This window comes from Sphingobacterium chuzhouense (assembly GCF_014692525.1).
Taxonomy (GTDB): Bacteria; Bacteroidota; Bacteroidia; order Sphingobacteriales; family Sphingobacteriaceae; genus Sphingobacterium; species Sphingobacterium chuzhouense.
The window spans coordinates 265,915-292,597 of sequence record NZ_JACNYL010000002.1; the positions used below are offsets into that span (position 1 = coordinate 265,915).

Consider the following 26,683-nt stretch of genomic DNA (forward strand, 5'->3'; position numbering starts at 1 on the left):
TATGAAAACATCATTAATAAAAAAAGCTATATATATAAGTTTCTGCACAGCAGCCTTTGTTTCTTGCACCAAGGACTTTGAACAAATAAACAAACCTCCTACATCGGTGACTTCGGTGGATCCGGCTCTTTTAATATCAAGGATCCTGCGCGACGGCACTTTCCAAGAATCGGGCGAACTACCTAATAATAAATTCGGTTCATGGATACAACAATGGGCTGGTGGTCCAGTGGTACCTGTATCGCGGTATTTTGAAGGACCGGAAAATCTCATTTGGTCGCAACATTATACATTATTACGCAATATAGTGCAGATCAAACAGGAATTAGCAGGACAGGAAGATACACCTTCTGGCAGAAGTAAATTGGCTATTGCCGAAATATATGAAGTATACTTGTATCAACGGTTGACCGATTTATTTGGCGATATTCCGTATTCCGAGGTTACCACATCTAACCTGGAAATCAACAGAACACCCAAGTTTGATAAACAGGAAGAGATTTATCCAAGTTTAATCCAAAAACTCGATCAAGCACTGGCCAAGCTTACATCAGGAGATGATTCCTACGGTACGTCGGATTTCTTCTATAGCGGTAATATCGATAAATGGAAAAAATTTGGAAATTCCCTAAAGCTACGTTTAGGAATGCGAATCCGGTATGCTAATCCCAACTTGGCACAACAAACAGTAACAGCTGCCATGTCCTCTTCTTACGGTTTGCTTAGTAGTAATAGCGACAACGCGACAGTGCCGACATATAACGATGCGCAGGCAGAAAATCAAAATCCTATTTTACGCCAAAACGTAACAGGAAGTTCAGATTTGAGGTATTTAGCCAATACATTGATAGACCAACTCAAAGATTATAATGATCCTCGTTTGCCAATATTGGCGCAACCAGTTACCATCGATGGCACACAGGTATATCAAGGTATTGGTGTCGCGCTTACCGACAATCAGCTATCGGAATTAATCCGTGCTAACTTTTCAACGCCTAACAGATCGACCTGGTTTAGCCTTTCACACAGTCCAATTCCTAGTTATGCGATGACATATGCAGATATCTGCTATTATAAAGCAGAAGCTGCTCTATTGAACTGGGGAGCATCCACAGATGATGCACATACATTTTTTGTGGATGGCGTTAAAGCTTCCTTTGCATTGGAGCCGTATAATCTAACGAATATACCTACCTCATACGAACAAGACGTATTGAGTTTTACAGGTTTATCCACGGAACAAAAATTAGAAAAAATAGCTATCCAAAAATGGATTCAATTGTTTGGGCGAAATATGGAAGCATTTGCAGAATGGAGAAGGATGGGCTATCCGACATTGACGCCTGGACCAAATCCAGGTTCAACAAACGGCAGCATTCCACGCCGAGGTATTTATTCCAGCGAAGAGGCCGAACTTAATAAAGCGAACTATGAAGAAGCTGTAGGTCGGATGAGCAACGGTGATTCCTTTCTATCGAAAGTGTGGTGGGATCAAAATTAAAAAGAGCGGGGTGCAATTTGAATTGCACCCCGCTTGTTTTATATTCTTTTTAAGATAATTTACCTAATGCCTCCTTTATACGGCGCAGCGCTTCTTTCAAGGCCTCATCCGAAGCCGCATACGAAAGACGGATGTAATTGTTGTTCCCAAAAGAATCACCTCCAACCGTTGCTACATGTCCTTCATTGAGTAAATATAGTGCAAGATCCGAGGAGTCTTTTATTACATTCCCTTGTGCGTCTTTCTTACCAAAAAATGAGCTGATTTCGGGGAAGAAATAAAATGCCCCTTCTGGAAGATTCGTTTTAACACCAGGAATATCATTTAACAAATCATACACCAATTGACGTCTGCGTAAAAATGCTTCTTTCATTTCATTTACGCTTTCCAACCCGTCGTTATAAGCAGTAATACCTGCACGTTGTGCAATCGAACAAGTGCCAGAAGTTGTTTGTCCCTGCAATTTATCGTTCGCAGCAGCAATTTCCTTATTGGCAGCTATATACCCTAAACGCCAACCTGTCATTGCAAAAGCTTTGGAAAAACCATTTACAATGATAACACGGTCACGGATGGACTCAAATTGGGCGATGGATTCATGCTTGTCGATGAAGTTAATATGTTCATAAATTTCATCGGACAAGATGAAAATATCCGGATGTTTCTCGAAAACTTTAGCCAGTGCCGCTAACTCGTCCTTACTATAGACAGAACCTGTTGGGTTACAAGGCGAAGAAAACATAAACAATTTAGTTTTGGGTGTAATAGCTGCCTCCAACTGTTCCGGCGTAATTTTGAAATCCGAATCGATATCGGTATCGATAAATACGGATTTTCCCTCTGCCAATACAACCATCTCTGAATACGAAACCCAATATGGTGTGGGAATAATAACCTCGTCTCCGGGATTGATCAGCGTCAAAATAACATTAGAAAGTGATTGTTTTGCACCTGTAGAAACCACGATTTGCGAGGGTTCATAATCCAAACCATTTTCATTCTTTAGTTTATTTACAATGGCTTGGCGGAGTTCGGGATAACCCGGTACCGGAGAATAACGTGTATAGTTCTCGTCTAGCGCTTTCTTTGCTGCATCCTTTACATTATTGGGTGTGTTAAAGTCTGGTTCTCCCACACTTAAACTAATAACATTGATGCCTTTAGAAGCTAATTCGCGTCCCAATTTTGTCATTTTTAAGGTCGCTGATTCGGATAAATTATTAATCCTATCTGATAAATATGATGTCGTACTCATGATGTTACAAATATATACATACTCTCCATTTATCATATGGAAATTTTGAGAAAACTCATCTGATGACGAAAATGTAGAGATTTCAACAGGTTTTCATAAATTATATCAAGATTTATTATATTGGATATAAAAATGAATTTATTTAGGTTTGCCCATATGGATTCGCGGAGAAAGTTTTTAAAAAAGATGGGCGCTGGTTCGCTCCTGCTGGGATTACACCCTATTTATGCCCAACGGATAAAACCACTACAGAGCGACGTAAACAGACCTATCGTTCTCTCTACTTGGGATTTTGGATTGAAAGCGAACGCCGAAGCATGGAAAGTTCTTTCAACAGGAGGACGCGCACTAGATGCTGTGGAACAGGGGGTGCGCTATACGGAAGCTGATCCTACCGAGCGCAGTGTGGGCTACGGTGGGCGTCCGGATAGAGATGGCAAAGTGACATTGGATGCCTGCATCATGGACGAAAACGCGAATATTGGGTCGGTGGCTGCTTTAGAGCAGATCAAACATCCCATATCGGTTGCCCGGGCGGTAATGGAAAAAACACCGCACGTTATGCTTGTTGGGAATGGCGCGTTACAGTTCGCACAAGAACAGGGATTTCCACTCGAGAACCTACTGACAGAAGCTTCCGAAAAGGAATGGCGCGAATGGCTCAAAACAGCGAAATATGAACCTGTCGTCAATATTGAAAACCACGACACCATCGGCATGATTGCATTAGATGCGCAAGGTAATCTTTCCGGAGCCTGTACAACCAGCGGCATGGCTTTTAAAATGCACGGTCGGGTCGGCGATTCCCCTATCATCGGAGCCGGGCTATACGTCGACAACGAAGTGGGTGCTGCTACGGCTACCGGACATGGTGAAGAGGTTATTCGAACAGTCGGTTCGCATTTGGTTGTCGAATTGATGCGTCAAGGACACACTCCTCAAAAAGCTTGTGAAAAAGCTGTCAATCGGATTATTAAATTTACGGAGAACCGCAAAAAAACGTTGGATAACATACAAGTTGGATTTATTGCGCTAAACAAACAAGGGGAATATGGCGCGTATTGCATACATGGCGGTTTTAATTACGCCAAATATGATCATGCCGGAAACGAACTTATATCTTCTCCCCACTATCTCAAATAAAGATGTCAAAAATAGAAATAGCCTGTTTTAATATAGAAGCAGCGCGTATAGCACAGCAACACGGCGCCGACCGCGTAGAGTTTTGTGCCGATATGCAAGTCGGCGGAACAACTCCAGATTTGCAGAAAACAGAAATCGTACGTCGTGAATTACATATCGCGCTTCATGTGATGATACGACCCCGAGGTGGGAATTTTGTGTATTCAGTGGAGGAATTTGCACAGATGAAAAACGAGATCCTAACGTATAGCGCATTGGGCGCGGATGGCTTTGTATTCGGTATCTTGGATGAGGCAGGAAACATAGATAAGCAAAAAAATAAAGCATTGGTCGAGCTAGCCGGAGGCAAATCTTGTACTTTCCATAGAGCATTTGATGAAGTTTCCGATAGTGCCCAAGCATTAGAAGATATTATTGCCTGTGATTTTACTACCGTGCTCACCTCGGGATGTGCACCGAATGTAGATTTAGGGCAAGAAGAGTTGAAGCGTCTGGTAGAGCAAGCTCGCGATCGCATTGCAGTTATGCCCGGTGGCGGTTTACGTTCCACCAATATTAGACGGATTTGGCAAGAGACGGGTGCAGATTATTTTCATTCCTCTGCCATCACCGACGGTTCGGAAACAGCGGTCGCGATAGAAGTAGATGCGTTAGTACAAGCGGTTAAATTATATTAGATACTTCAAACCCAGCCGCAAACCGTAACCGATCGCTATACCGATCACAAAACTGGCTAAAGTCCCTACGAGAATATACTCTGTAAACTTTGTGTCTTTTGCATTTGTTAAATCACCAAAACGAAAGATGGATTTTGCCCCCAACAGAAACCCTATACCCGACAAAAAACCGACTTGTATAAAGAGGACGATCAGCAACCGTTCCATGATACCGATGAGCATACCGGCATCTACCAGAGAGTTTTGGGGCTTTGTGACGACATCAGCTTCGGACGTCCATTTGCTGAAGAAAACCCGTAACATAATCGGACTAACGAAAGCTATCAGTACAAAAGCTAAAACATATAATAGATTTTTTGCAGAAAGCAGTGTATCCCAATCAATTGGTAAACCATATTTATAAAATACAACGACAATTATGGACAAGATATGTAGCGTCTGATCTGCTATAAACAGTAAAAATGCACGACGTGGAAATTTTTTCTCAAAATAAATCTTACTACTGTCTATTAACAGATGTGCGCAGCTTATAAATACGATAACCCGCCATTGATCGGATAGTTCGGGAAGAAAGAACACAACTAATAACGCGGTGTGTATGGCAATATGCAATAGTAAATAGCCAATATGTTCTCTTCGTTTCTGTACCCATTTTTTGGGCTGTAGTACAAAATCACCTATAAAATGAGCCAGTAGTAGCTTTAAGAATAAAATACTCATAACGCTAACATTTCTTTTGTACAGTAATCTAACGCCCGTTGTATCTTAGCATAGCTCGCTTTTTGCAGTTCAGTACTCACTTGACTTTGATATTTCTTGTCCAATATTTTGGCCAATTCCGCTTGGTTGGCATTCTCGTTTTGAAAAGCTGCTTTTACCGTCTCTGCCATATTGGGTGTCCAGCGCGTAGCCAGTTCTGCCACCAATGGTAATATGACATTGCATACAGCGTCGAGTTTGGGATAACCCGATTTAAAAAAGATAGTGTCCTTTTTTAATTCTTCAAAAGCTTCTCCAGAATAAATAAGCGCAGAACCAAAGGAATTTTTGATATGCGGAGCGTCATATTCTTTCGTTCCAATGCCGATGCCGATACGTACATCCAAATCAAACGCCAACATAGCCGCTTTAATATAGACAGTAGCTGTCAACACATTTTGCAGCGTGAGCTGCGCTTGAAAACTATCTCCCCTAAAAATATCAAATTTATCCGAATACAGCCCTAAGGCTTCTTCCAATGCCGGCATCCATACTTTAGGATCTGAGGAGCGCGATTTGATTACATCACCTGATATGACAGCTATCATACAATATCTTTTACCCAAATATAAGTATAGAACAGCATATCAGCAAAATTAGTGATAAGTAAAATTATCACTAAAATAAATGATAATTAAGAATATTACTAAAAACAGTGATAAATTTAAATATCATTAAAAATAATGATAATATACTTAGAAGGAGAGTCCGGAGATTACACGACAATATTGATAATTTTGCCTTTCACAAAAATAACCTTCTTCACGTCTTTTCCATCCAGATACCGCTGCACATCTGCATTTGCTAGAACAGCTTCCTCTACAGCTTTCGGATCCAAATCTAAGGCCAATGATAAGTTCATCTTCATTTTTCCATTAACAGAAACCGGATAAGCAAATTCCGATTCAACCAAATATTGTGGATTAAAGACAGGGTATGGTGCATAGGAGATCGTACCAGCCTCGTTCCCTAATAATGCCCATAATTCTTCGGCAATATGAGGAGCATAAGGTTGAAGGACAATGATGAGATCTTGTAATATTTTACGTTTGTTACATTTCAAATCAGTCAGTTCGTTCACACAAATCATAAATGCCGATACAGAAGTGTTAAACGAAAAGCGTTCAATATCCTCTTCTACTTTTTTGATGATTTTATGCAATGCTTTATATTCCGATTTGGTAGGTTCTTCGTCAGACACGCCAAAATTTCCCTGTGCATCATGGAATAAACGCCATACCTTACGTAAAAATTTATATACTCCTTCAATACCGTTTGTGTTCCAAGGTTTTGATTGCTCCAATGGCCCCAGGAACATTTCGTAAAGGCGGAGTGTGTCGGCACCATATGTCTCTATAATATCGTCCGGATTAACTACGTTAAATTTAGACTTTGACATCTTCTCCACTTCGGTGCCGCAAATGTACTTGCCATTTTCCAAGACAAATTCCGCATCTGCAAAATCTGGGCGAAATGCTTTGAATTTCTCCGTATCGAGTATATCATTATAAACAATGTTCACATCGACATGCAACGGAATAGTGTTGTATTTTTCTTTTAGACCATGCGAAACATAAACATTTGTCCCTTTACCCTCCTCATCGAGCACGCGATATACAAAGTTGGAACGCCCTTGAATCATGCCTTGGTTGATCAACTTTTTGAAAGGCTCCTCTTCGTTGTGATACCCAAGATCTTTCAATACTTTATTCCAAAACCTGGAGTAGAGCAAATGCCCCGTAGCATGCTCTGAACCACCGATATATAAATCTACAGCTTTCCAATAACCTACAGCTTCTTTAGATGCAAAGGCTTCTTTATTTGTGGGATCCATATAACGAAACCAATACCAAGAAGAGCCCGCCCAGCCCGGCATCGTACTCAACTCATACTCATATTTGCCTTGATACTTCCATCCTTCAGCCCTGCCCAACGGCGGTTCGCCTGTTTCTGTAGGCAGATATTTATCTACCTCCGGCAATAATAAAGGCAACTCCTCCTCTTTAATTAAATAAGGCAATCCATCTTTAAAGTATACCGGTACGGGTTCGCCCCAATAGCGTTGACGACCAAAAATAGCATCGCGCATCCGGTAGTTTATTTTAGCTTTACCTAAACGGAGTTCTTCTAAACGGTCTATCAAAGCTGGTACAGCTTTGTTGTAAGGCATACCATTAATAAAATCCGAATTGATATAGCGACCATCTTTAGTAGGATCAGCTTCTTCTTCAATATTTTGCGCATCGGAAATCGGAATGATCGGCAAATTAAAATGTTTTGCAAAAACATAATCGCGTTGGTCGCCAGATGGTACAGCCATCACAGCTCCCGTTCCATATCCCGCCAAAACATAGTCTGCAATCCAAATCGGCACATCTTCTCCAGTCAAGGGGTGCTTCGCGTATGAACCTGTAAAAGCACCCGATACCGTTTTGGTATCTGCCATACGATCTAGTTCAGATTTCTTCGCAGTTTTCTCTTTATAAGATTCTATTTCAGACCGTTGAACATCTGTAGTTAAAGGGTCAACTAATTCATGTTCTGGTGCTAAAACGATAAAAGAAACACCAAAAATAGTATCCACACGCGTCGTGAACACTTCAATATCTGTATGCAGCTGGGGCAGCGGGAATTTTACCGATGCACCTACCGATTTCCCTATCCAGTTACGTTGCATTTCTACCAACGGTTCCGGCCAATCAACTGTATCTAATCCGCGTAGCAAACGGTCCGCATATGCCGTTATACGCATCGACCACTGCATCATTTTCTTCTGTTCCACAGGATAACCCCCACGCTCTGATACACCATTGATAACTTCATCATTAGCTAATACAGTGCCTAAAGCAGCACACCAATTCACCGTACTTTCCCGCAAATAGGCCAATCTATATTTCAGCAATTCGCGTTGTTGTTCCTGCTCCGAAAAACCATTCCATTCGGCTGCTGTAAAAGTCAATACATCCTCATCACAAACCGCATGAATACCTTCAGAGCCAGAGTTTTTAAATCGCTCTATTAAACTATCGATTGACTCCGCTTTATCTGTCTCATTATTATACCACGCATTGAACAACTGCATGAAAATCCACTGTGTCCATTTATAATAGTCGGGTTCGGATGTGCGCACCTCCCTCGACCAATCGTAAGAAAAACCGATGTTATCCAATTGCTCTCTATATCGCGCGATATTTGCTTCTGTTGTAACGGACGGATGTTGTCCCGTTTGAATAGCATATTGTTCAGCAGGCAGCCCAAATGAGTCATAACCCATGGGATGCAATACATTAAAACCTTTCAATCTTTTAAATCGGGAAAAGATATCAGAAGCAATATAACCGAGCGGATGCCCAACGTGCAGTCCGGCGCCGGACGGATAAGGGAACATGTCCAATACGTAATATTTTGGCTTATCTGTTGTCCCTGCGGGCTTAAACGTATTATGTTCAGCCCAAAATTGTTGCCACTTCTTTTCTAACGATTGATGATTGTATTCCATAATAATGTTGCTGCTAATCTGAAAGAGATGCGAAAATAGCTATTTTACATCAATTTAGACATAAAAGTTTCAGAATAGACAATAAAATGTGTATATTGAATGTTAAATGTCTAGGTGTTTAGGCAAATTATTCGGATGAATTGTTTCTTAAATGCACATTATTATTTACTTTCGCATCATAATATTAGATTAAAAAGAGCGTATGTCTACTCACGAAGAAGGTTCACCAAGAAAGAAAACCAAATCTGTTTATGTGTCAACAGTCATTAGTATCGCGTTGGTACTATTGATGACAGGTTTACTAGGCTTGATTCTGGTGCACGCAAAGAATCTATCAAAATACGTCAAAGAAAATATCGTTCTCAATATCATTGTAAACGACAATGTAAATGAGGGGGATGTATTGGCGATGCAGAAAGACCTTGAAAAAGATCCTTATGTATTGCGCACAGAATATATCAGCAAGGAGCTTGCGGCAAAAAACCTGAAAGAAGACCTCGGCGAGGATTTCGTGGAATATCTAGGGCACAATCCCCTATTACCTTCCATCGACGTATACCTAAAAGAACAATATGCCAATACCGACAGCATACAGACTTTTATTCAAAAATCAGCTAAAAATAGCCGTGTGAAGGAAGTTGTATATCAAGAATCACTCATTGATATGGTCAATAAGAATATCCGTATTATCGGTATCGTGGTCTTAGGGTTCACCATTGTGTTGTTAATCATTGCCGTAGCACTAATCAATAATACGATTCGCTTAGCCATTTATTCACAAAGGTTCCTCATCAAGAGCATGCAATTGATCGGCGCAACGAAGAACTTCATTCGTAAACCTTATCTCCTATATGGTATATTCCATGGTTTGCTAGGCGCTATGATCGCTATTTTGCTATTGATATTTACCTTGCAATTCGCCCAAAAACAGATTCCAGATTTAGTATTTTTACGTAATTGGTATGAGTTTGGTGCTATTTTCCTTATTGTCGTTGCTTTAGGTATTGTTATTTCCGGTTTCAGTACATACTTCGCGGTAACAAAATATCTAAGAGCTAAATCGCATAGCTTGTATAGGTAATGATGAGTTATAATAGAATTAAACCGTAAATGTATAAAAAGTGAAATGTAACGGGCAATTGTATTAGTCCAATTAAATCACGAACAAAGAGATATGTCAGAAAAAAAACAGCATTATACTTCACAGCCAAAATCCGGCTTTGTTTTTGAAAAAATAAACTATCAACTGTTTATTGCCAGCGTGCTGGTGGTTGTTCTGGGTTTCATCCTCATGATGGGCACAGAAGATATTTACAGTTTCACAAAGATAACGCTAGCTCCTTTCGTGGTTGTCCTCGGATTTGCTTTAGGCTTCGTTGCTATTTTATACAAACCCAAAAACAAAAAAAATAATTAAGAATGACCTATTTTCAGGCGATTGTCTTGGCAATCATTGAAGGATTAACAGAATTTTTACCTGTTTCTTCGACAGGTCATATGATTATCGGAACAGCATTAATGGGTATGGAGCCCACTCCTTTCGTCAAACTGTTTACCATCGTTATACAGCTCGGTACGATCCTTTCCGTTTTAGTTTTATACTATCGGCGGTTCTTTAAATCACTCGACTTTTATTATAAGCTGGTAGTCGCTGCTATCCCAGCTTCTATACTTGGATTGGTGCTTAACGATTTCATTGATTCTCTTTTAGAAAGTCCGTTGATGGTAGCGGTAATGCTAGTCATTGGCGGTGTCATTCTATTATTTGTGGACAGATGGTTTAACAAACCTCAAGTCGATAATTCGGATGATATTTCTTACAAACAAGCATTTATCATCGGTTGGTATCAATGTTTGGCGCTGATTCCTGGAACGTCACGTTCGGCAAGTACGATAGTTGGCGGTATGACCCAAAGTCTGACCCGCAAAGCCGCTGCCGAATTTTCTTTCTTTTTGGCCATTCCAATGATGGCGGGCGCTTCTGTTGTTAAACTTTATAAATTCTTTAAAGAAGGCCATGTTTTTACCGGTGAAGAAATAAATCTCCTTATCGTTGGTAATGTGGTCGGTTTTATTGTCGCCATAATTGCCATTAAAAGCTTTATCAGCGTATTGACAAAATATGGTTTTAAAGCGTTCGGATGGTATCGTATTATTGTGGGACTCGTGATTATTGGATTATTATTGAGCGGACATAGCCTTGAAATTATATAAATGACAAACGTAGAAGAAACCGTATCTTCTCTATTCAATTTTGCAGAAGGTGAGGTTCTATTGGTTGATAAACCCTTGGATTGGACCAGTTTTGATGTGGTAGGTAAGCTCCGCAATAGTATGAAGCCTCAAAAAATTAAAGTAGGCCATGCCGGAACCCTCGATCCCTTGGCAACTGGATTATTGATTATCTGTACAGGTAAATTCACAAAACGAATAGACTCTTTCCAGGCGGAAGACAAAGAATATACGGGTGTGATTACATTGGGGGCAACTACCCCGTCCTATGATTTGGAAACAGTAGTTGATCAGACCTTCGATTATAAGCATATCACCGAAACTGAAATATATGAAACGGCACTACAATTTATAGGTGAAGTTGAACAGTACCCGCCCGCCCATTCGGCCATTAAAATAAAAGGAGAACGCGTATATGAAAAAGCACGACGCGGAGAAGATGTTGAATTGAAAGCACGGCGTATTACGATTAACCGCTTCGAAATAGAGAAAATCGAGATGCCCAATGTGTATTTTAGAATCAGTTGTTCCAAAGGGACTTACATCCGCTCTATCGCACATGATTTTGGAAAGGCTTTGGGAATTGGCGCCCATCTCAGTCAGCTTAGACGTACCAAAAGTGGTGATTTTCATGTAGATAATGCCTGGAATTTGCAAGATTTAATTGAAAAAATTAAATTACACAAAAGAACGATTCAACAATAGACAAACAACTAATTATAAGTAGTGAAAATATATAAAAGTTTAGATGAGTTTGAACCACTCTCAAATGCTGTCGTAACCATTGGCACATTTGACGGTGTACATATTGGCCATCAAAAAATCTTATCCAAATTAAGGGAATGTGCTGCAGAAGGAAATGGCGAAACTATCTTACTTACTTTTTTTCCGCATCCCCGTCTAATCATCAATCCGGATGACGATAATTTGCGTCTTATTAACGATATAGAGGAAAAGACCCATCGATTAGCCTTATCGGGAATTGACCACTTAATCATTACGCCCTTTACACGTGATTTCTCCAATCAATCACCGGAAGAATACATCAGTAATGTTTTGGTTGGCCGACTAGGCACAAAACAGATTGTGATTGGATACGACCATCATTTTGGCAAAGACAGACAGGGCTCTATCAAGGATCTAAAAGAGCTGGCCGAGATATATGACTACGCTGTTGAACAGATCCCGGAACAGGATATCGAGGATGTTGCCGTATCATCTACCAAAATCCGGGAATCCTTAATAAAAGGGGACATCGAAACTGCAAACAAATATTTAGGTTATCCATTTGAACTGACCGGTACTGTCGTACGTGGCGATCAAATCGGTCGGGAGATCGGTTTCCCTACCGCGAACCTTAACGTACACGAAGCACATAAACTTATCCCGGCGTATGGCATTTATGCGGTAGAAGTGGAAATATACGCCAATATGTCCACCGTCCATACCGGCGAGTATGTCGCTCCACAACCCGACCGCATAGCAAAAGGAATGGCGTATATTGGTACCCGCCCAACAGTGGATGGCATGAACCGAAAGATTGAGATCAACTTATTGGATTTTAAAGATGATATTTATTCCGCGACTCTACGGGTTAAGTTTCTTAGGTTTATCCGCCACGATCAATGGTTTGATTCATTGGAAGCTATGCGCAACCAGATTAAAGAAGACGAAAAAAGTATTCGGGAATATTTCGGGATATAGCTTAAATTACTATCGGATAATAAACATGCCCCAAGTCATTTAAAACGGTTAAATCAACAGGCTTCGGAAATATACCGTATACTGCTGATCCGGAACCGGACATGGAAGCATATATGGCTCCTTGCGCATATAAAGCTAATTTGATTTCCCTTATAATGGGGTATTTTTCAAAGACACCTTCTTCAAAGTCATTTTTAATATAAAATTTCCAGTCCTGTATAGGGAAACGTAGCACTTCCCGCAAATCTTCTTTTGCAGGACGGGGTACGATATGTTGATATGCCTCTGCGGTAGCTATATTTATTTCGGGCTTAACAAGCACCAAGAATTTATCTGACAGGTCTATTGAAACAGGAGAGAAATCTATTCCGATTCCTTCGGCATAACGCGGCTTGTTCTGAATAAAAAAGGGGCAATCGGCTCCCAATTTGGCTGCTTCCTCTTCCAGCTGTAAAGCAGAAAGTCCCACATTAAATTTCTCATTAAGCATTTTCAGCACAAATGCTCCATCTGACGACCCTCCTCCTAAACCTGCTCCATAAGGGATCTGTTTATGTAAATGAATATGTACCGGAGGTAAACTAAATCTTTCTGCAAGCAATCGGTAAGCCTTTAGACACAGATTGTTATCCTCTATCGGTAAATGTAGCCCTGTAATTTCCAGTGTTGTTTTATTAGCACATTCCCTTGATGTGATTTCTATAATGTCGTATAACGGAAAAGGGCAAAATACGGATTCTAATAAATGATAGCCATCGGCACGCTTGCCGACAATATTTAGTCCAATATTGATTTTAGCGTTAGCAAATGAAATCATAATGCAATGATAGTTAAAAGTTCTTTTTTTCCGTAAAAAAGAACCAAAAACCTCGTCACTTCGGATATTTGAAAGGATTTTTTAGTGCAAAAAGGAAAATTCTACATACTTCAAATCTCCGGATGTGACAATTTAAAGTTAAGGAAGGGATCATGCAATTGTATTATCCCATTCTTAACCTTCTTAATTAAAAGCCACGTCACGGCTCAAACGACACAAAATAATATATTAAACATTCATTAAACCTTAACAGCGAAGGTTTAACGAAGCTTTTGCTAAAAAGCATCTGAGTTTGTAACTTGCAAAGTTCGTAAAGGAAATATATGATATTACGTATCTTAAATTTGTTGTTTTGTTTACTTCTAAGCGTATACTGTTATGGACAGTCCATTTCCTCTATCGGGAGTCCGTATGTACAGAATTATACCAAATCGCAATATAAAGCAGGAAACCAGAACTGGAGTATCGATCAAGGACAAGATGGCGTGATATATACCGCTAATGGCGATGGCGTGATTACATTTGATGGCGCTTACTGGGAAATATACCCCTTAAAAAACAAAGTTGGTGCAAGAAGTGTACGTGTAGCGAGCGACGGGAAGATATATGCCGGCGGTAAGGAAGAATTTGGTTATTTCGAAAAGAAGAACGGAAAGCTTCAATATCACTCTTTAACTTATTTGGTTGAACCCGATATTATTCAAAACGACGAAATATGGAAAATTCTCTTCACGGGTGATTCGGTCATCTTTCAATCGTTTTCTAAATTTTATCTTCTACATCAGGATAAAATAACAACACATTATGGTAATGGAGAACCTTTTCTCTTTGCCCATCAAGCGACAGAACGTATTTGGTTGGAAAAGATTCCAAGTGGATTAAGTGCTTGGGGGCCGAATGGCTTTACGCCGCTGGAAACACGGCTAACCAATGTACTCGTGCTTCTTCCCTTTAGTGCAAACGAGATACTGGTCGGGACAGCAAAAGAAGGACTCTTTCTGCTGAACGAAAACGGCAAAGCTACTCCATGGAACACGAATTCCCAATTAAGTCAACTTCTTAAAGAAGCGCAAATAAATAACGGCATTAAGATAGACAATAATACATTCGCGTTCGGAACAATAAAAAATGGCATTTTCATTGCCGATAAAACAGGAAAAATCCTCCAACATATCCACAAACGAAATGGGCTTCAAAACAATACCGTACTTAGCATGGTATTGGATAAACAAGGGAATATATGGGCCGGCTTGGATAATGGTATCGACCGTATAGAAGTTAACTCCCCTTTTTATTATTACAAGGATATTTTTGGAGAATTGGGTACAGTATACACCATCAAGGTATTTCAAGACAAAATCTATCTTGGAACTAATCAAGGTTTATTTTATAGCGAGTGGACGGCATACAGCTATCTTCAACAGCTTCAATTCCGATTCATTCCTAATTCTCAAGGACAGGTATGGTCGTTGGAAACATTCAATAATCAACTTATCTGCGGACACAATGACGGTACTTTTTTAGTTAAAGGCAACCGTATAGAACGAATATCCGATTGGACAGGAGGTTGGCAAAACATCCAGCTCACACCAAATGCTCCGTTTTTTATACAGGGCAACTATACTGGGATAGCATTATTTGAAGACCGCCAGGGGTGGCAGTTAAACTATAAATTTGAAGAACCAAAACAAGCTGTCCTCAAACTCTATCCCTGGGAGAATAAGACTTTTTGGGCGGTGTTTAACAATAGTATTCAACTTTTAGAAGTATCGACAATCGATCCGTCCCTAAAAACTTTAGAGACTTTCTCTTTCACCGAAGATTTCCCAGACATCCAACGAATCACGCCTACTAGCATACGGGGTAATACGGTTTTCGCCACCGATAAGGGTATTTTCACTTACGACAAGGTATTAGGTAAATTCGATGTATACGACGATTTAAATAAATCACTCGGATCCTTTGCACAATCCGCTAGAATCAAAGAACGTGACGACGCTACATACATCTTTATCAACGATGGGCGATTTGCTTTAGTGGAATGGAAAGAAAACGTAATTCGCATTGATTCTGCAACTTTTAATGTGTTGGAAAACACCGTTATGAAAAACTATGAAAATGTAGAGTTTGCTGCAGATCGGTTTCTTTTTGCGCTCGATAACGGCTTCGTTGCCTACAATCCGCATTTTAAACATAACTTGCCTATTGAAAGTCCAATTATCAAGGGATTACAGGATATTTCGACATTGAGCAGCGATTCCGTTCGTTATCTGGAGATTGATAAATCCATCCCTTATAATCACAACAATATACGTGTCCTATTCTCCTCTCCGTGGTATTCCAGTACGCCACTAAGGTATCAGTATCAACTAGAGGGTTACCACAATAAATGGTCAAGTCCTTCCGAAACACCCTATATTGACTTTACGAATCTTTCTTGGGGAAGCTATACGTTCAAAGTTCGAGCGATTGCAACGAACGGACAGGTCTCAAACATTAGTCAAATAACATTCACGATTAATCCACCATTCTATTTACAATGGCCTGCACTTCTTTTATATATTGTTATACTGGTAGCAGTCATCATGATCATCCGACGTCGTATCATCGAGAAGATAAAACAAGATAAACTTCAATTAAGACAAAAGCTTCGTCGTCGCCAGGAGGAATTGTTACGCCGTGAAGCCGAACAAAATGAGAAGAAATTCATGCAGTTGAAGAATGAGCAATTGGAGCAGGAATTAGAGCAAAAAAATCGGGAACTTGCCAATGTAGCTACCAATATTGTATACAAAAATGAGCTATTGAATAATTTGCAAGAAGAACTCTTCCATATCAAAGATAAAGACGGTAATAAACTATCCACCGACCAATTGCAGAAAATAAACAAGCTCGTGGACAATGCACGCAGTGATGAACGCGATTGGGATATATTCGAAAAGAGCTTTAATGAATCTCATGAAAATTTCTTTAAAAAACTAAAGGCTGATTATCCTTCCTTATCGCCAAATGATCTTAAGCTCTGCGCTTATTTACGACTCAATATGTCTAGCAAAGACATTGCCTCCTTACTCAACATCACAACACGGGGTGTAGAGGTAAGACGTTACCGTTTGCGTAAAAAATTTGATTTACCAACCGAGAAAAACCTGAGCGAATTTTTATTAGAACGCTAATACACTACATCAATGCTACTACATCCGAATAGTGTACTGAATACACTATTATGAAATTATTGTGCAGTTAAATTAAAACAATAAACACATGATTATTAGGTAATTAAAAAAATAATGCCAACCATCCGTAGCAGTGTTATATCTATGATGTAGTAATGTGAAACCAATTTATTTCTATAGCAAATTAATACACCACATATTTGCGTTATATTATATTTTATAAATACGCGACCAATTGTGGTTCAACAGCTAATTAACTAAATAAACTAGTTCTATGAGGAAGTTTTTTACTCTTTTATGGCTAACCTCTATCCTATCAATGGGGTACGCACAGGTTAGAACCGTTACCGGAACGGTGAAAGACAGTCAGTCTTTAATCGCTCTGCCGGGCGTCACTATTTCAGTGAAGTCTACCGGTCAGGGCACCCAAACAGATGAAGCCGGAAGGTTTTCAATTCAAGCCTCCTCCACCGATGTCTTGACATTTGGCTTTATCGGTTATACCACGCAAGAAGTGGAAATCAATAACCGAGCAATTGTGGACATCTTTTTAGAGTCCCATGACCAGGCCTTGGAAGAAGTTGTAGTAGTCGGTTATGGTACACAACGTAAAATTGATTTAACGGGATCAATCACGCAAGTCAAAGGGGAAGAAATTGAGAATATGCCCAATACTAATCCAATCAGCTCGTTGCAAGGTAAAGTAGCCGGTCTTACAATAAGTAATTCTGGAAGTCCGGGAGCTGCACCTACAGTCCGCATTCGTGGGGTAAATAGTACGAACAGCTCTAGTCCACTTTATGTGGTTGACGGCGTGCTTCATGACAATATTGATTTTTTGAGTCCGGGCGACATCGAGACCATTGATGTATTACGTGATCCGTCCTCTATTGCCATTTATGGTTTACGCGGCGCCAATGGTGTTATTGCGGTAACCTTAAAAAAAGCGGCAAGAGGACGTACCGCTGTCAACTTGAGCAGTTCCATCGGTTTCAATCGTGTCATTGACCGCATTGATGTAACAGATGCGGAAGGATTCAAAAAACTACATGATGCAGATCGCGCGAACGCGGGCGATTCAAAATTTGATTATACAAATTACACCGCCAATACAGATTGGCAAGAATTAATTCTTAGAGATGGATTTCTCAGTAACAATACATTAGGTATCTCAAATAGCGGCGAAAAATCATCCACTCATTTTAGTTTAGGTTATAATAAACAAAATGGTGTCGTTAAAAACGGTGATTATGAGCGGTTTACTGCACGACTGAACCAAGAATTGAAAATCAATGACCGTTTAAAAATAGGCGGTAACATCAGTGGGATGTACTGGAATATGCGCCCAACTGTCATCACCTTTACCAATGCGCTATGGGCTGCTCCCATCGTTCCTGTACAATACGATGAAAACACCTATTACAGTATGCCTAGCTTCCAACGCGCTCAAGTCGGAAATCCAATTGCTACCCTACATAGGATGGACAATAAATCTTTACCTACGGGATATCGTTTCGTGGGAAGTTTATTTGCTGAATGGGAAATTATCGAAAATCTAAAGTGGAAATCAACCATATACGCCGATTTAGGGTTCAACAACACACGAGGTTATACCCCTCTCCCATTCTATTTTATGAACTTAGGAGAATCGGAAGGTGAAAATACCATCACCTATGATGAAAACGTAAGAACGGCTGTATCACAAAAGCAAGAACAGTTCACTCGGTACCAACAAGATCATACTTTGACTTTTGAGAAAGCAATCGAAGAAGACCATAGATTAACCGCTATGGCTGGATTTACCACCGTGTTTACGCACAATCAAGAGATTAGCGGAAACAGACGAGATGCTGATTTGAATATCCCTGATGATCCCGATTTTTGGTATATCAATATTTCTAATCCCAATGCAAACCCTGGCACATTTGCAGGTCAAGGCACTAAAAATGCAATCGTGGGAGCTTTTGGGCGGGTGAATTATGCCTTTAGGGACAAATACTTGTTAAATGCAACTATCCGACGTGACGGAAGTTCTAAATTTGCACCAAAAAATAGATGGGGCACTTTTGGAAGTATTGGTTTAGGATGGGTTGTTTCTTCAGAAGATTTTTTTCAATCCATAGATGTCGTAGATTTCTTGAAGTTACGTGCATCCTGGGGTAAAATAGGTAACCAAAACGGAATACGCGACAACATTTATCAACCCGGTCTTAGTACGAGCAGTTCCGCTATTTTTGGAGATAATATATATACGGCAGTCGGACCAGCGTATATACCAGATCCTAATCTGCGCTGGGAAGTCGTAGGTGGTGTCGATCTAGGTTTAGAATCCAAATTCTTAAACAATAAACTTAATTTGGAAGTAACTTGGTATGACAGGACGACCACCGATATCTTAACCTCACTTGTTATACCGAATACAGATCGTTCTTATTTTACAAATCTCGGTAAAATCACCAACAGAGGGGTTGAGCTTACGTTAGGTTGGAATGACCGGATAAATGAAGATTTCACCTATAACGTGTCCGCAAACTACAGCTATAATAAAAATGTTGTTAATTCTATCGGCGATAATATTAATTTTCAAATTTTCGGAAACAATCAGGCCAACCTAACAGAAACCGGTAAATCCATTGGTTATTTTTATGGATATAGACAAATAGGTATTTATCAATCATTGAGCCAAATGGAAAATATGGCAACCATGAGTAATTCGCGACCTGGAGATATTGCATACGAAGATGTTGATGGCGACGGTGTAATTACTGACAAAGATAGAACTTATTTAGGTACACCTTTCCCACCGCATAATTTTGGCATCAATATCAATTTAGGATATAAAGGTTTCGATTTTTTAATTCAGGGACAGGGAGTAGCGGGTAATCACATTCATGTACAACGACGACGAGCTAACTTCGCTCCCATAAACTATGAAACCAATCGTTTGAACGCATGGACAGGACCGGGAACATCCAATGTTGAACCTATATTAGCCAGTAACCGCGGTGACAATTATTTGTTTAGCTCTTATTATCTAGAACCAGCTGATTTCTTTAGAATTAGAACACTTCAATTAGGTTATAACTTTAGCACTGGTTTATTAAATAATAGAATCAGAAAAGCAAGAGTATATGTAAGTGGCCAAAACATAAAAACCTGGAGTAAAGTCACAGGATATTCCCCAGAGGCCCCTATTAGTTCTATCACTGCAGGTGGAGCCGATAATGGCATTTACCCGTTGCCTGCAACCTATACATTTGGTGTTAATCTTTCATTTTAATTCTACCGATATGAACACAAATTATTTCTATAAAAAATACGTAATAGCCATCCTTCTAATAAGCAGTACGATCTTTACTGGATGCGAAAAATTTTTAGATACCCAACCACAAGGTAGTTATACATTAGATAATTATCCCTATCCACAAGGTGGCGGCCCTTTTGATGAGTTTATATTTGGCGTATACGATGACTTACGGAGTTATTCCGTGCATGTTGATGGATTTATAAATGCTACCAGTATACGGAGCGATGATGCAGACAAGGGAAGTACCGCAAATGATGGTGGTGCAGATGTTTTTGGTATGGATAACTTCCCCGTTCTGACAACAAGTGGACGGGCAAATGCACTGTGGACAGGTTTTTTAGGCATAGTTACAAAATGTAATGAGGCCATCTATCAGGTAGAAAGCAATGATGATATTGTGTCTGATGAGGAAATTAAACAACAAACTATCGGAGAAGCTCGCTTTTTTCGAGGTTATGCTTATTTTATGTTAGTCAGACTTTTTGGTCGAGTTCCGTTAATTGATAAAATGCTAGATGACCCTGCACAACAACTGAATATTCGACAAAACTCAGTCGCTGAGATTTATAAATTCATTGAGGACGATTTGAATTTTGCCGCAGCAAACCTGCCTTTATCCTGGGATGAAAGATTTATAGGCCGTGCTACGCAAGGTGCAGCAAATGGTATACTGGCGAAAGTATATCTTACACAAGGAAAATGGGCACAGGCATCGAGCGCTGCACAAAAAGTAATGACATCCGGACAATATGACCTAACTACTGATTATGCCAAGATTTTTGGAGAAGACGGTGAAAACTCTTCGGAGTCTGTATTCGAAGTACAGGCTACTGCCTCACCTACAGTTACACAGACTAATGGTACACAATATGCAAGTATTCAAGGTGTGAGAGGAGCAGGAAATTGGAATTTAGGATGGGGATGGAACGTACCTTCTGATGTATTGGAAGCCGCCTACGAACCGGAAGATCCGCGAAAAGCACGTACAATATTGTATTCCAGTACAAATACAACAGAAAACTTCACCATATACAGTGAATTAATGCCGCGCTATCCGAGCGATGTTCCAAATCCACGTTATAATCACAAGGTTTTAGGAAGTCCAAACTTAAGAAATACTATCAGTAGAGGTTGCTGGTGGATGAATATACGTATCCTGCGTTATGCAGATGTAGTCTTAATGTATGCGGAAGCTGCTAACGAATTAGGACAGACAGAGGAAGCTCGAACTGCACTCAACAGTATTCGGGCAAGAGCGCGCCGAGGTGCTGCGGAAGGTATTCTACCCGATGTAGCCACCAATAATCAAAATACCCTCCGTAACGCCATTCGTCATGAAAGGAGAATTGAATTAGCGATGGAACACGATCGTTTCTTTGACATCGTACGGTGGGGAATTGCAAAGCAAATGTTAGACGCTGCTGGAAAAACGAACTTTAGGATTGGACGTGATGAATTACTTCCAATTCCACAAGCACAAATCGATTTGAGTAAGGGAGTGTTAGAACAAAATCCAGGCTACTAATCTAAGTAAAGTTATGAAACGTATACAATTAAATAATATAAATATTTGGCTACTATTGGCCATATTTTTAAACATTAGTATTTTCCAATCTTGCAAAAATGACGGAAACGTCTATAATTTGCCTGATGCAAAGGAAAGCGAATACTTACCGACAAAAAAAGAGGGAATAATCAAGATATTGGCGATTGGCAATAGTTTTTCGGAAGACGCTATCGAAAATAATCTTTACGATTTGGCAAAAGAGAAGGGAATAGAGATTATCATCGGAAACCTATATATCGGAGGAGCCTCTCTCGAACTCCATAATAGTAACGTTGAAAGAAATGCGTCGAGTTATTCTTATAGGAAAATAACACCGGATGGAAAACGTACGGAATATCCTGGCTTCTCCATTCAAACGGTATTGAAAGATGAATATTGGGATTATATAAGTTTTCAGCAGGCAAGTGATTTTTCAGGTATGTATGAAACTGTAGAAGCTTCTTTACCTCAACTATTTGAATATGTAAATGCAACAAAACTAAATCCCGATGTAAAATACATCTATCATCAAACATGGGCATATGCGCAAAATACCAACCATGCGGCATTTCCTAATTACGATAGCGACCAGTTAACAATGTATGGCGCCATCGTTTCCACTGCCCAAAAAGCAACAGAACTAATCCCTATCGACATTCTCATTCCTACAGGAACGGCTATTCAGAATAGTAGGACTTCTGTCGTAGGTGATAATTTCAACGTTGCAGACGGTTACCACTTAGATAGGGTTATCGGTCGTTACACAGCTGCATGTACTTGGTTTGAAGCAATATTTGGAGAATCAAGTGTTGGAATGGCATATAAACCGGAAGGACTCTCCGTTTTTGAGACCAGCATTGCTCAAAATGCAGCCCATATGGCAATTCAAAAACCAAATGAAATCACTGAAATGACGGATTTTCAAGGTGGCGGAGGTGGTCCTTTAGAAAGTGCTGTACTGTTGGATTTCGGCAACAACGCAGCTTCTGAATCATGGAATCAAATTAATTCGTTTCTACCTAGCGGTCGAATTAATTTGAAAGACAGCTTGGGATCATTTGTAGGATTAGGGCTGACCGTAACGGAACGTTTTAATGGAGTGAATGGCGATGGCCCTCGCGAAACGAATACACCTTTCGACATGCCGGAAACCGTATCTCGGTATTCTTATTTCGGAAATTCAAAAGCTGAGTTTGGTGGGATGATAATCGAAAAGAGCGTGTTTGTTATCAATGGTCTAGACAAAAATATCACCTACAATATATGTTTCTTTGGTGCCCGTGGCGGAGTTAGTGATAATCGGGAAACAAAATATATGTGTAAAGGTAATAACGAAGTCGTTGTACGACTCAATACATCCAGTAATACTTCAAATATAGTCTGTGCTGAAAACATATCTCCTGACGAAAGTGGAAATATAACCGTAACTGTGACGGCAGGTGAAAATAACAGTAATGGTAACGGATTCTATTATTTGACAGCTGCACGTTTAATGTCTAACTAAAATAATTCCTTGTTCGACAACTAAAAGGAAAATCAAAACCTCCCTTTTTAGTTGTCGAACTTATCATTTTTCCGTTTTTGAAGATATAGATGGTCATAAAATTCATTAAAATAACCCAAAAAAGATGTAATCACTACATCAAAACTACTACATCACAACAGGTGAATCTTCCATTGACATTAAATAATCGAGCAGACAAAAAAAGAACACAATAAACTGATAGACAATAAAATAACAACAGTAATTCCTGCCATGATAGCAAGTGTTCACAAATGAAGTAGTAATGTGAAACACAATAATTTCGCCTTAAAACCAATACATCACATCTTTGTTATATTAATATTATAAACAAAGGTGTTACGATAACCTGTTATTGTGCCACAATTATAAACATAACAAGCTACATCTATGAGGAAGTTATTTGCACTTTTATTGTTTTTAGCCGCTACCCTATCCCACGGATATGCACAGGTTAAAACCGTCATCGGAACTGTCAAAGACAGTCAGTCTTTGATTGCTCTTCCAGGTGTCACCATTTCCAAACCAGACGGAACGGGAAGCCAGACAGACGCTGCGGGGCGGTTCTCTATTGAAGCCAGTCCAACAGATTCGTTAACATTTCGTTTCATTGGTTATACACCGCAAACGGTAACCGTTGGTGATCAAGAAGCATTGGATATTTTTCTGATCAGTGAAGACCAAGCATTGGAAGAAGTTGTCGTTATTGGTTACGGTACACAGAGGAAAGCCGACTTAACTGGATCTATAGGTTCCGTGAAAGCCGAAGAAATCACGAAACAACCTGCAATGTCCGCTATGCAATCTGTTCAAGGTAAAGTCGCGGGTTTGAACATTGTCGCTTCAGAAGCTCCTGGAGCCGCTCCCAATGTAATCATTCGTGGGCTTGGTACGGCATTGGGAGGTCGTAATCCGCTATATATTGTAGATGGTATGCCTGTGGCGGACATCAACAATATTAACCCTGCCGACATTGAGTCAATGGACGTACTTAAAGATGCTTCTTCTGCTTCTATTTATGGTTTGCGTGCCGCCAATGGTGTTGTCATTATTACAACTAAAAAAGGGAAGGCTGGATTTTTCAACATCAATTACGAAAGTTATGCTGGTATGAAAAGTATCCTAAACCAAGTAAAAATGGCCAATGGAAACCAATATGCAGAATACGTTAACCAACATTTGTCCTCTATAGAACATTTAACAGCACCGGAAGATCGGTATAAAATCAGTTTAACAGGTCAGCCTTACGAGACAGATTGGTATGATGAAATATTGAAAACAGGTTCTGTGTTCAATAACAGTGTCAATCTTTCGGGCGGATCCGAAAACATAGACTATTTCCTGAGTTTTAACAATTTTACGGAGAACGGAATCATTGATGGAAGTAAATTTACACGTAACACGATCAGGAACAACAATACATATAAGTTTTTAGATAACCGTTTGAGATTTAATCAAACTCTTAACCTAACTTTTACAGACAATAATATAAAACCTAATAACGGTTTTAACGTCGCGTATCGACAAGCTCCCATTGTGCCTGTTTGGTGGGAAAACGGGAGAGCAGGAAGACCGTTATTGAATGGCGAAACAGGTCTTATAGATTATCAAGGTGGAAATGTCAAAGTCTTAAATTCCACTGGAAATCCCGTTTACGAAATCCTTCGCCATAATGAAATACAAAAATCTACTACACTTCAAGGGGGTTTTGAGGGTGAATTCAAAATTACCGACTATTTGAAAATAAATTCACGTGTCGGCGCTACAAAATATTATGTCAGATCGCGCAATTTCAACGATATCAAAGATGGTTGGCTAAATGGTGATCCTACACGTACTGATGCTGAATTTGAAAGACTCAGGTCAGATAACCCCGAATCTGCAACATATGCATACAATCGACTGGGTATACAACAGGAGGAAACATTTCGTTGGGTATGGGAGAATTTCTTAACATTCCAAAAAAGCTTTGACAAACACAATGTAGAAGCTACATTAGGTATGTCACGAGAAAAATTTGGCGTCGGAAATAGAATTGAAGGTGTCGGTTACGATGTACCCGAAAAAGAACAATACTGGAGTATTAACCTAGCCAATAGCGCGGCGTCATCTTCTTATCCCAAATCAATAAATCATCGAATATTTACACCTCGTACATTAGCTTCTTATTTTGGTAGAGCACAATATAATTATGATAGCCGATATTATTTGACGGCTACCATCCGAAGGGATGGATCAAGTGCGTTTCGCCAATCGGGAGAGTATTGGGGAACATTTCCATCATTTGGTGTAGGTTGGACAATCAGCAATGAACGTTTTATGGAAAATGTGAGCTGGGTGAACATGTTGAAGATAAGAGGTAACTGGGGGATGCTCGGAAACCAGGACATCCCCATCAACATATCACAGATTATAACCTCTCCCGGAACGGATTTAAATGCAGGAACGAATAACAATAACTATGTGTTGGGTCCAAACCAGGAATTGGTATATGGTGCTTCGTTCGGGACACCAGCGATACCGTTAACATGGGAAAAAACACAAGAAACTGGCATTGGTCTTGATTTTGGCTTTTTAAACAATAATTTATCTGGATCGATCGATTATTACCACAAGTTGAACACCAATACCATACTTGACGTTACACCAACGTATAATTCGCCATATTTGCAAAACTTTTATGCACATGGAGCAAAAGTACTGAATCAAGGTATAGAAGCAATTGTTAATTGGAATAAAACGGTCAATGATGACCTTAACTATACCGTCGGTGTAAACTATGCATACAACAAAAATGAGGTAACTGAAGTTACTCCCGCCTACGATAGAGCTACCGGAGGAAGTTTGGGAAACGGTCAAATTACTAAACAATTGAGATTGGGACAGCCAATTTATGGTTGGTGGATGTGGGAAACGGAAGGTGTTTGGCAAAATGAACAAGAAATAGAAGAGAATGCCAAAACCGGAGCACCGCTTCCTGGACATTTACGCTATAAAGATCAAAACGGCGATGGAGAAATCGACAACCGAGATAAAATTTTCTTTGGGTCTTATATACCAACATCTACATATGGTGTCAATGTTGGTATTAACTATAAAGCTTTTGATTTCTCTATTTATGGTTATGGTGTAGCAGGTAACAAAATATACAATGCCTTGAAAGGAACCCGGATAGAAGGTGGTGAGAATATTGCCGAAGATACGTTTAATAACCGCTGGACAGGTGAAGAGTCAACGAACGTGCATCCTGGCGCGGCAAGAGACGCATATGCATCTAGCTATTACCTTGAATCGGGCAATTATTTCCGGATTAATAACATCACGCTCGGTTATACTTTTGATAAATTATATTCGAACAGTTCTAAACTAAGAATATATTTCTCGGCGCAAAATCCATTTATGTTCACTAAATATTCAGGATTTTCACCTGAAATAGCCACACAAGACGGCGCGCCGTCAGGGACTACTGGCATCGAATTATCAGCTTATCCGACAACGAGAAACTTTTTGTTTGGACTTAACTTACAATTTTAGCAATTAAGGAG

Annotated in this window: 18 protein-coding genes; 13 read left to right on the forward strand and 5 right to left on the reverse strand. The window is 39.8% G+C overall.

The window, feature by feature from the left end; genetic code table 11:
- The first annotated feature begins 1 nt into the window (after position 1).
- Entirely contained in the window at positions 2–1,501 is a 1,500-nt protein-coding gene (locus tag H8B21_RS07485) for a SusD/RagB family nutrient-binding outer membrane lipoprotein (RefSeq protein WP_190313182.1), read from the forward strand.
- Between the two features lie 49 nt (positions 1,502–1,550).
- Here H8B21_RS07485 and H8B21_RS07490 read toward each other — a convergent pair whose 3' ends face one another.
- A complete protein-coding gene (locus tag H8B21_RS07490; protein ID WP_223814903.1) occupies positions 1,551–2,756 on the reverse strand; it encodes a pyridoxal phosphate-dependent aminotransferase in 1,206 nt (401 codons plus the stop codon).
- A gap of 132 nt (positions 2,757–2,888) precedes the next feature.
- Here H8B21_RS07490 and H8B21_RS07495 point away from each other — a divergent pair, with 132 nt between their 5' ends.
- Both H8B21_RS07495 and H8B21_RS07500 read left to right on the forward strand, forming a co-directional pair.
- Entirely contained in the window at positions 2,889–3,899 is a 1,011-nt protein-coding gene (locus H8B21_RS07495; protein WP_223814904.1) for an isoaspartyl peptidase/L-asparaginase family protein, read from the forward strand.
- Between the two features lie 2 nt (positions 3,900–3,901).
- Complete coding sequence (locus tag H8B21_RS07500) at positions 3,902–4,576, forward strand: copper homeostasis protein CutC (protein ID WP_190313183.1); 675 nt, start codon at positions 3,902–3,904, stop codon at positions 4,574–4,576.
- Here H8B21_RS07500 and H8B21_RS07505 read toward each other — a convergent pair.
- The 3 genes from H8B21_RS07505 to leuS all read right to left on the reverse strand — a co-directional run bounded on the left by H8B21_RS07505 (position 4,568) and on the right by leuS (position 8,834).
- Complete coding sequence (locus tag H8B21_RS07505; protein WP_190313184.1) at positions 4,568–5,296, reverse strand: DUF3307 domain-containing protein; 729 nt, start codon at positions 5,294–5,296, stop codon at positions 4,568–4,570. The two genes, H8B21_RS07500 and H8B21_RS07505, sit on opposite strands and share 9 nt — an antisense overlap.
- Positions 5,293–5,883, reverse strand: a complete 591-nt coding sequence (locus H8B21_RS07510; protein WP_190313185.1) for a hypothetical protein — start codon at positions 5,881–5,883, stop codon at positions 5,293–5,295. The genes H8B21_RS07505 and H8B21_RS07510 overlap by 4 nt, the downstream gene beginning before the upstream one ends.
- 167 nt (positions 5,884–6,050) lie before the next feature.
- Positions 6,051–8,834 carry a leucine--tRNA ligase gene (gene leuS / locus H8B21_RS07515; protein ID WP_190313186.1) on the reverse strand — a complete coding sequence of 928 codons (2,784 nt, stop codon included), beginning with the start codon at positions 8,832–8,834 and terminating at the stop codon, positions 6,051–6,053.
- 202 nt (positions 8,835–9,036) lie between these two features.
- Between leuS and H8B21_RS07520 the strand changes: the two genes are divergently transcribed.
- The 5 genes from H8B21_RS07520 (at position 9,037) to H8B21_RS07540 (ending at position 12,770) form a co-directional block, all read left to right on the forward strand.
- Positions 9,037–9,915, forward strand: a complete 879-nt coding sequence (locus tag H8B21_RS07520; protein ID WP_190313187.1) for a cell division protein FtsX — start codon at positions 9,037–9,039, stop codon at positions 9,913–9,915.
- A 93-nt stretch (positions 9,916–10,008) separates the two neighbouring features.
- Positions 10,009–10,251, forward strand: a complete 243-nt coding sequence (locus H8B21_RS07525) for a DUF3098 domain-containing protein (RefSeq protein ID WP_165292786.1) — start codon at positions 10,009–10,011, stop codon at positions 10,249–10,251.
- A gap of 2 nt (positions 10,252–10,253) precedes the next feature.
- Complete coding sequence (locus tag H8B21_RS07530; RefSeq protein WP_190313188.1) at positions 10,254–11,048, forward strand: undecaprenyl-diphosphate phosphatase; 795 nt, start codon at positions 10,254–10,256, stop codon at positions 11,046–11,048.
- Positions 11,049–11,771, forward strand: coding sequence for a tRNA pseudouridine(55) synthase TruB (gene truB, locus H8B21_RS07535; protein ID WP_190313189.1), 723 nt, complete (start codon positions 11,049–11,051; stop codon positions 11,769–11,771). It abuts the gene before it with no gap.
- 21 nt (positions 11,772–11,792) lie between these two features.
- A complete protein-coding gene (locus tag H8B21_RS07540) occupies positions 11,793–12,770 on the forward strand; it encodes a bifunctional riboflavin kinase/FAD synthetase (protein ID WP_165292783.1) in 978 nt (325 codons plus the stop codon).
- Position 12,771: 1 nt separating this feature from the next.
- Here the strand turns inward: H8B21_RS07540 and ispE are convergent, their stop codons facing one another.
- Entirely contained in the window at positions 12,772–13,587 is an 816-nt protein-coding gene (gene ispE, locus H8B21_RS07545) for a 4-(cytidine 5'-diphospho)-2-C-methyl-D-erythritol kinase (protein WP_190313190.1), read from the reverse strand.
- Positions 13,588–13,910: 323 nt separating this feature from the next.
- Between ispE and H8B21_RS07550 the strand changes: the two genes are divergently transcribed.
- The 5 genes from H8B21_RS07550 to H8B21_RS07570 all read left to right on the forward strand — a co-directional run bounded on the left by H8B21_RS07550 (position 13,911) and on the right by H8B21_RS07570 (position 26,672).
- Complete coding sequence (locus H8B21_RS07550) at positions 13,911–16,763, forward strand: helix-turn-helix and ligand-binding sensor domain-containing protein (RefSeq protein ID WP_190313191.1); 2,853 nt, start codon at positions 13,911–13,913, stop codon at positions 16,761–16,763.
- A 274-nt stretch (positions 16,764–17,037) separates the two neighbouring features.
- Positions 17,038–20,043, forward strand: coding sequence for a SusC/RagA family TonB-linked outer membrane protein (locus tag H8B21_RS07555; RefSeq protein ID WP_190313192.1), 3,006 nt, complete (start codon positions 17,038–17,040; stop codon positions 20,041–20,043).
- Between the two features lie 10 nt (positions 20,044–20,053).
- Complete coding sequence (locus tag H8B21_RS07560) at positions 20,054–21,595, forward strand: RagB/SusD family nutrient uptake outer membrane protein (protein ID WP_190313193.1); 1,542 nt, start codon at positions 20,054–20,056, stop codon at positions 21,593–21,595.
- A gap of 13 nt (positions 21,596–21,608) precedes the next feature.
- The gene (locus H8B21_RS07565) at positions 21,609–23,120 is read left to right on the forward strand and encodes a DUF4886 domain-containing protein (protein WP_223814905.1); all 1,512 of its coding nucleotides are present in this window, start codon (positions 21,609–21,611) and stop codon (positions 23,118–23,120) included.
- A 408-nt stretch (positions 23,121–23,528) separates the two neighbouring features.
- Complete coding sequence (locus tag H8B21_RS07570; protein WP_190313194.1) at positions 23,529–26,672, forward strand: SusC/RagA family TonB-linked outer membrane protein; 3,144 nt, start codon at positions 23,529–23,531, stop codon at positions 26,670–26,672.
- Positions 26,673–26,683: the final 11 nt, after the last annotated feature.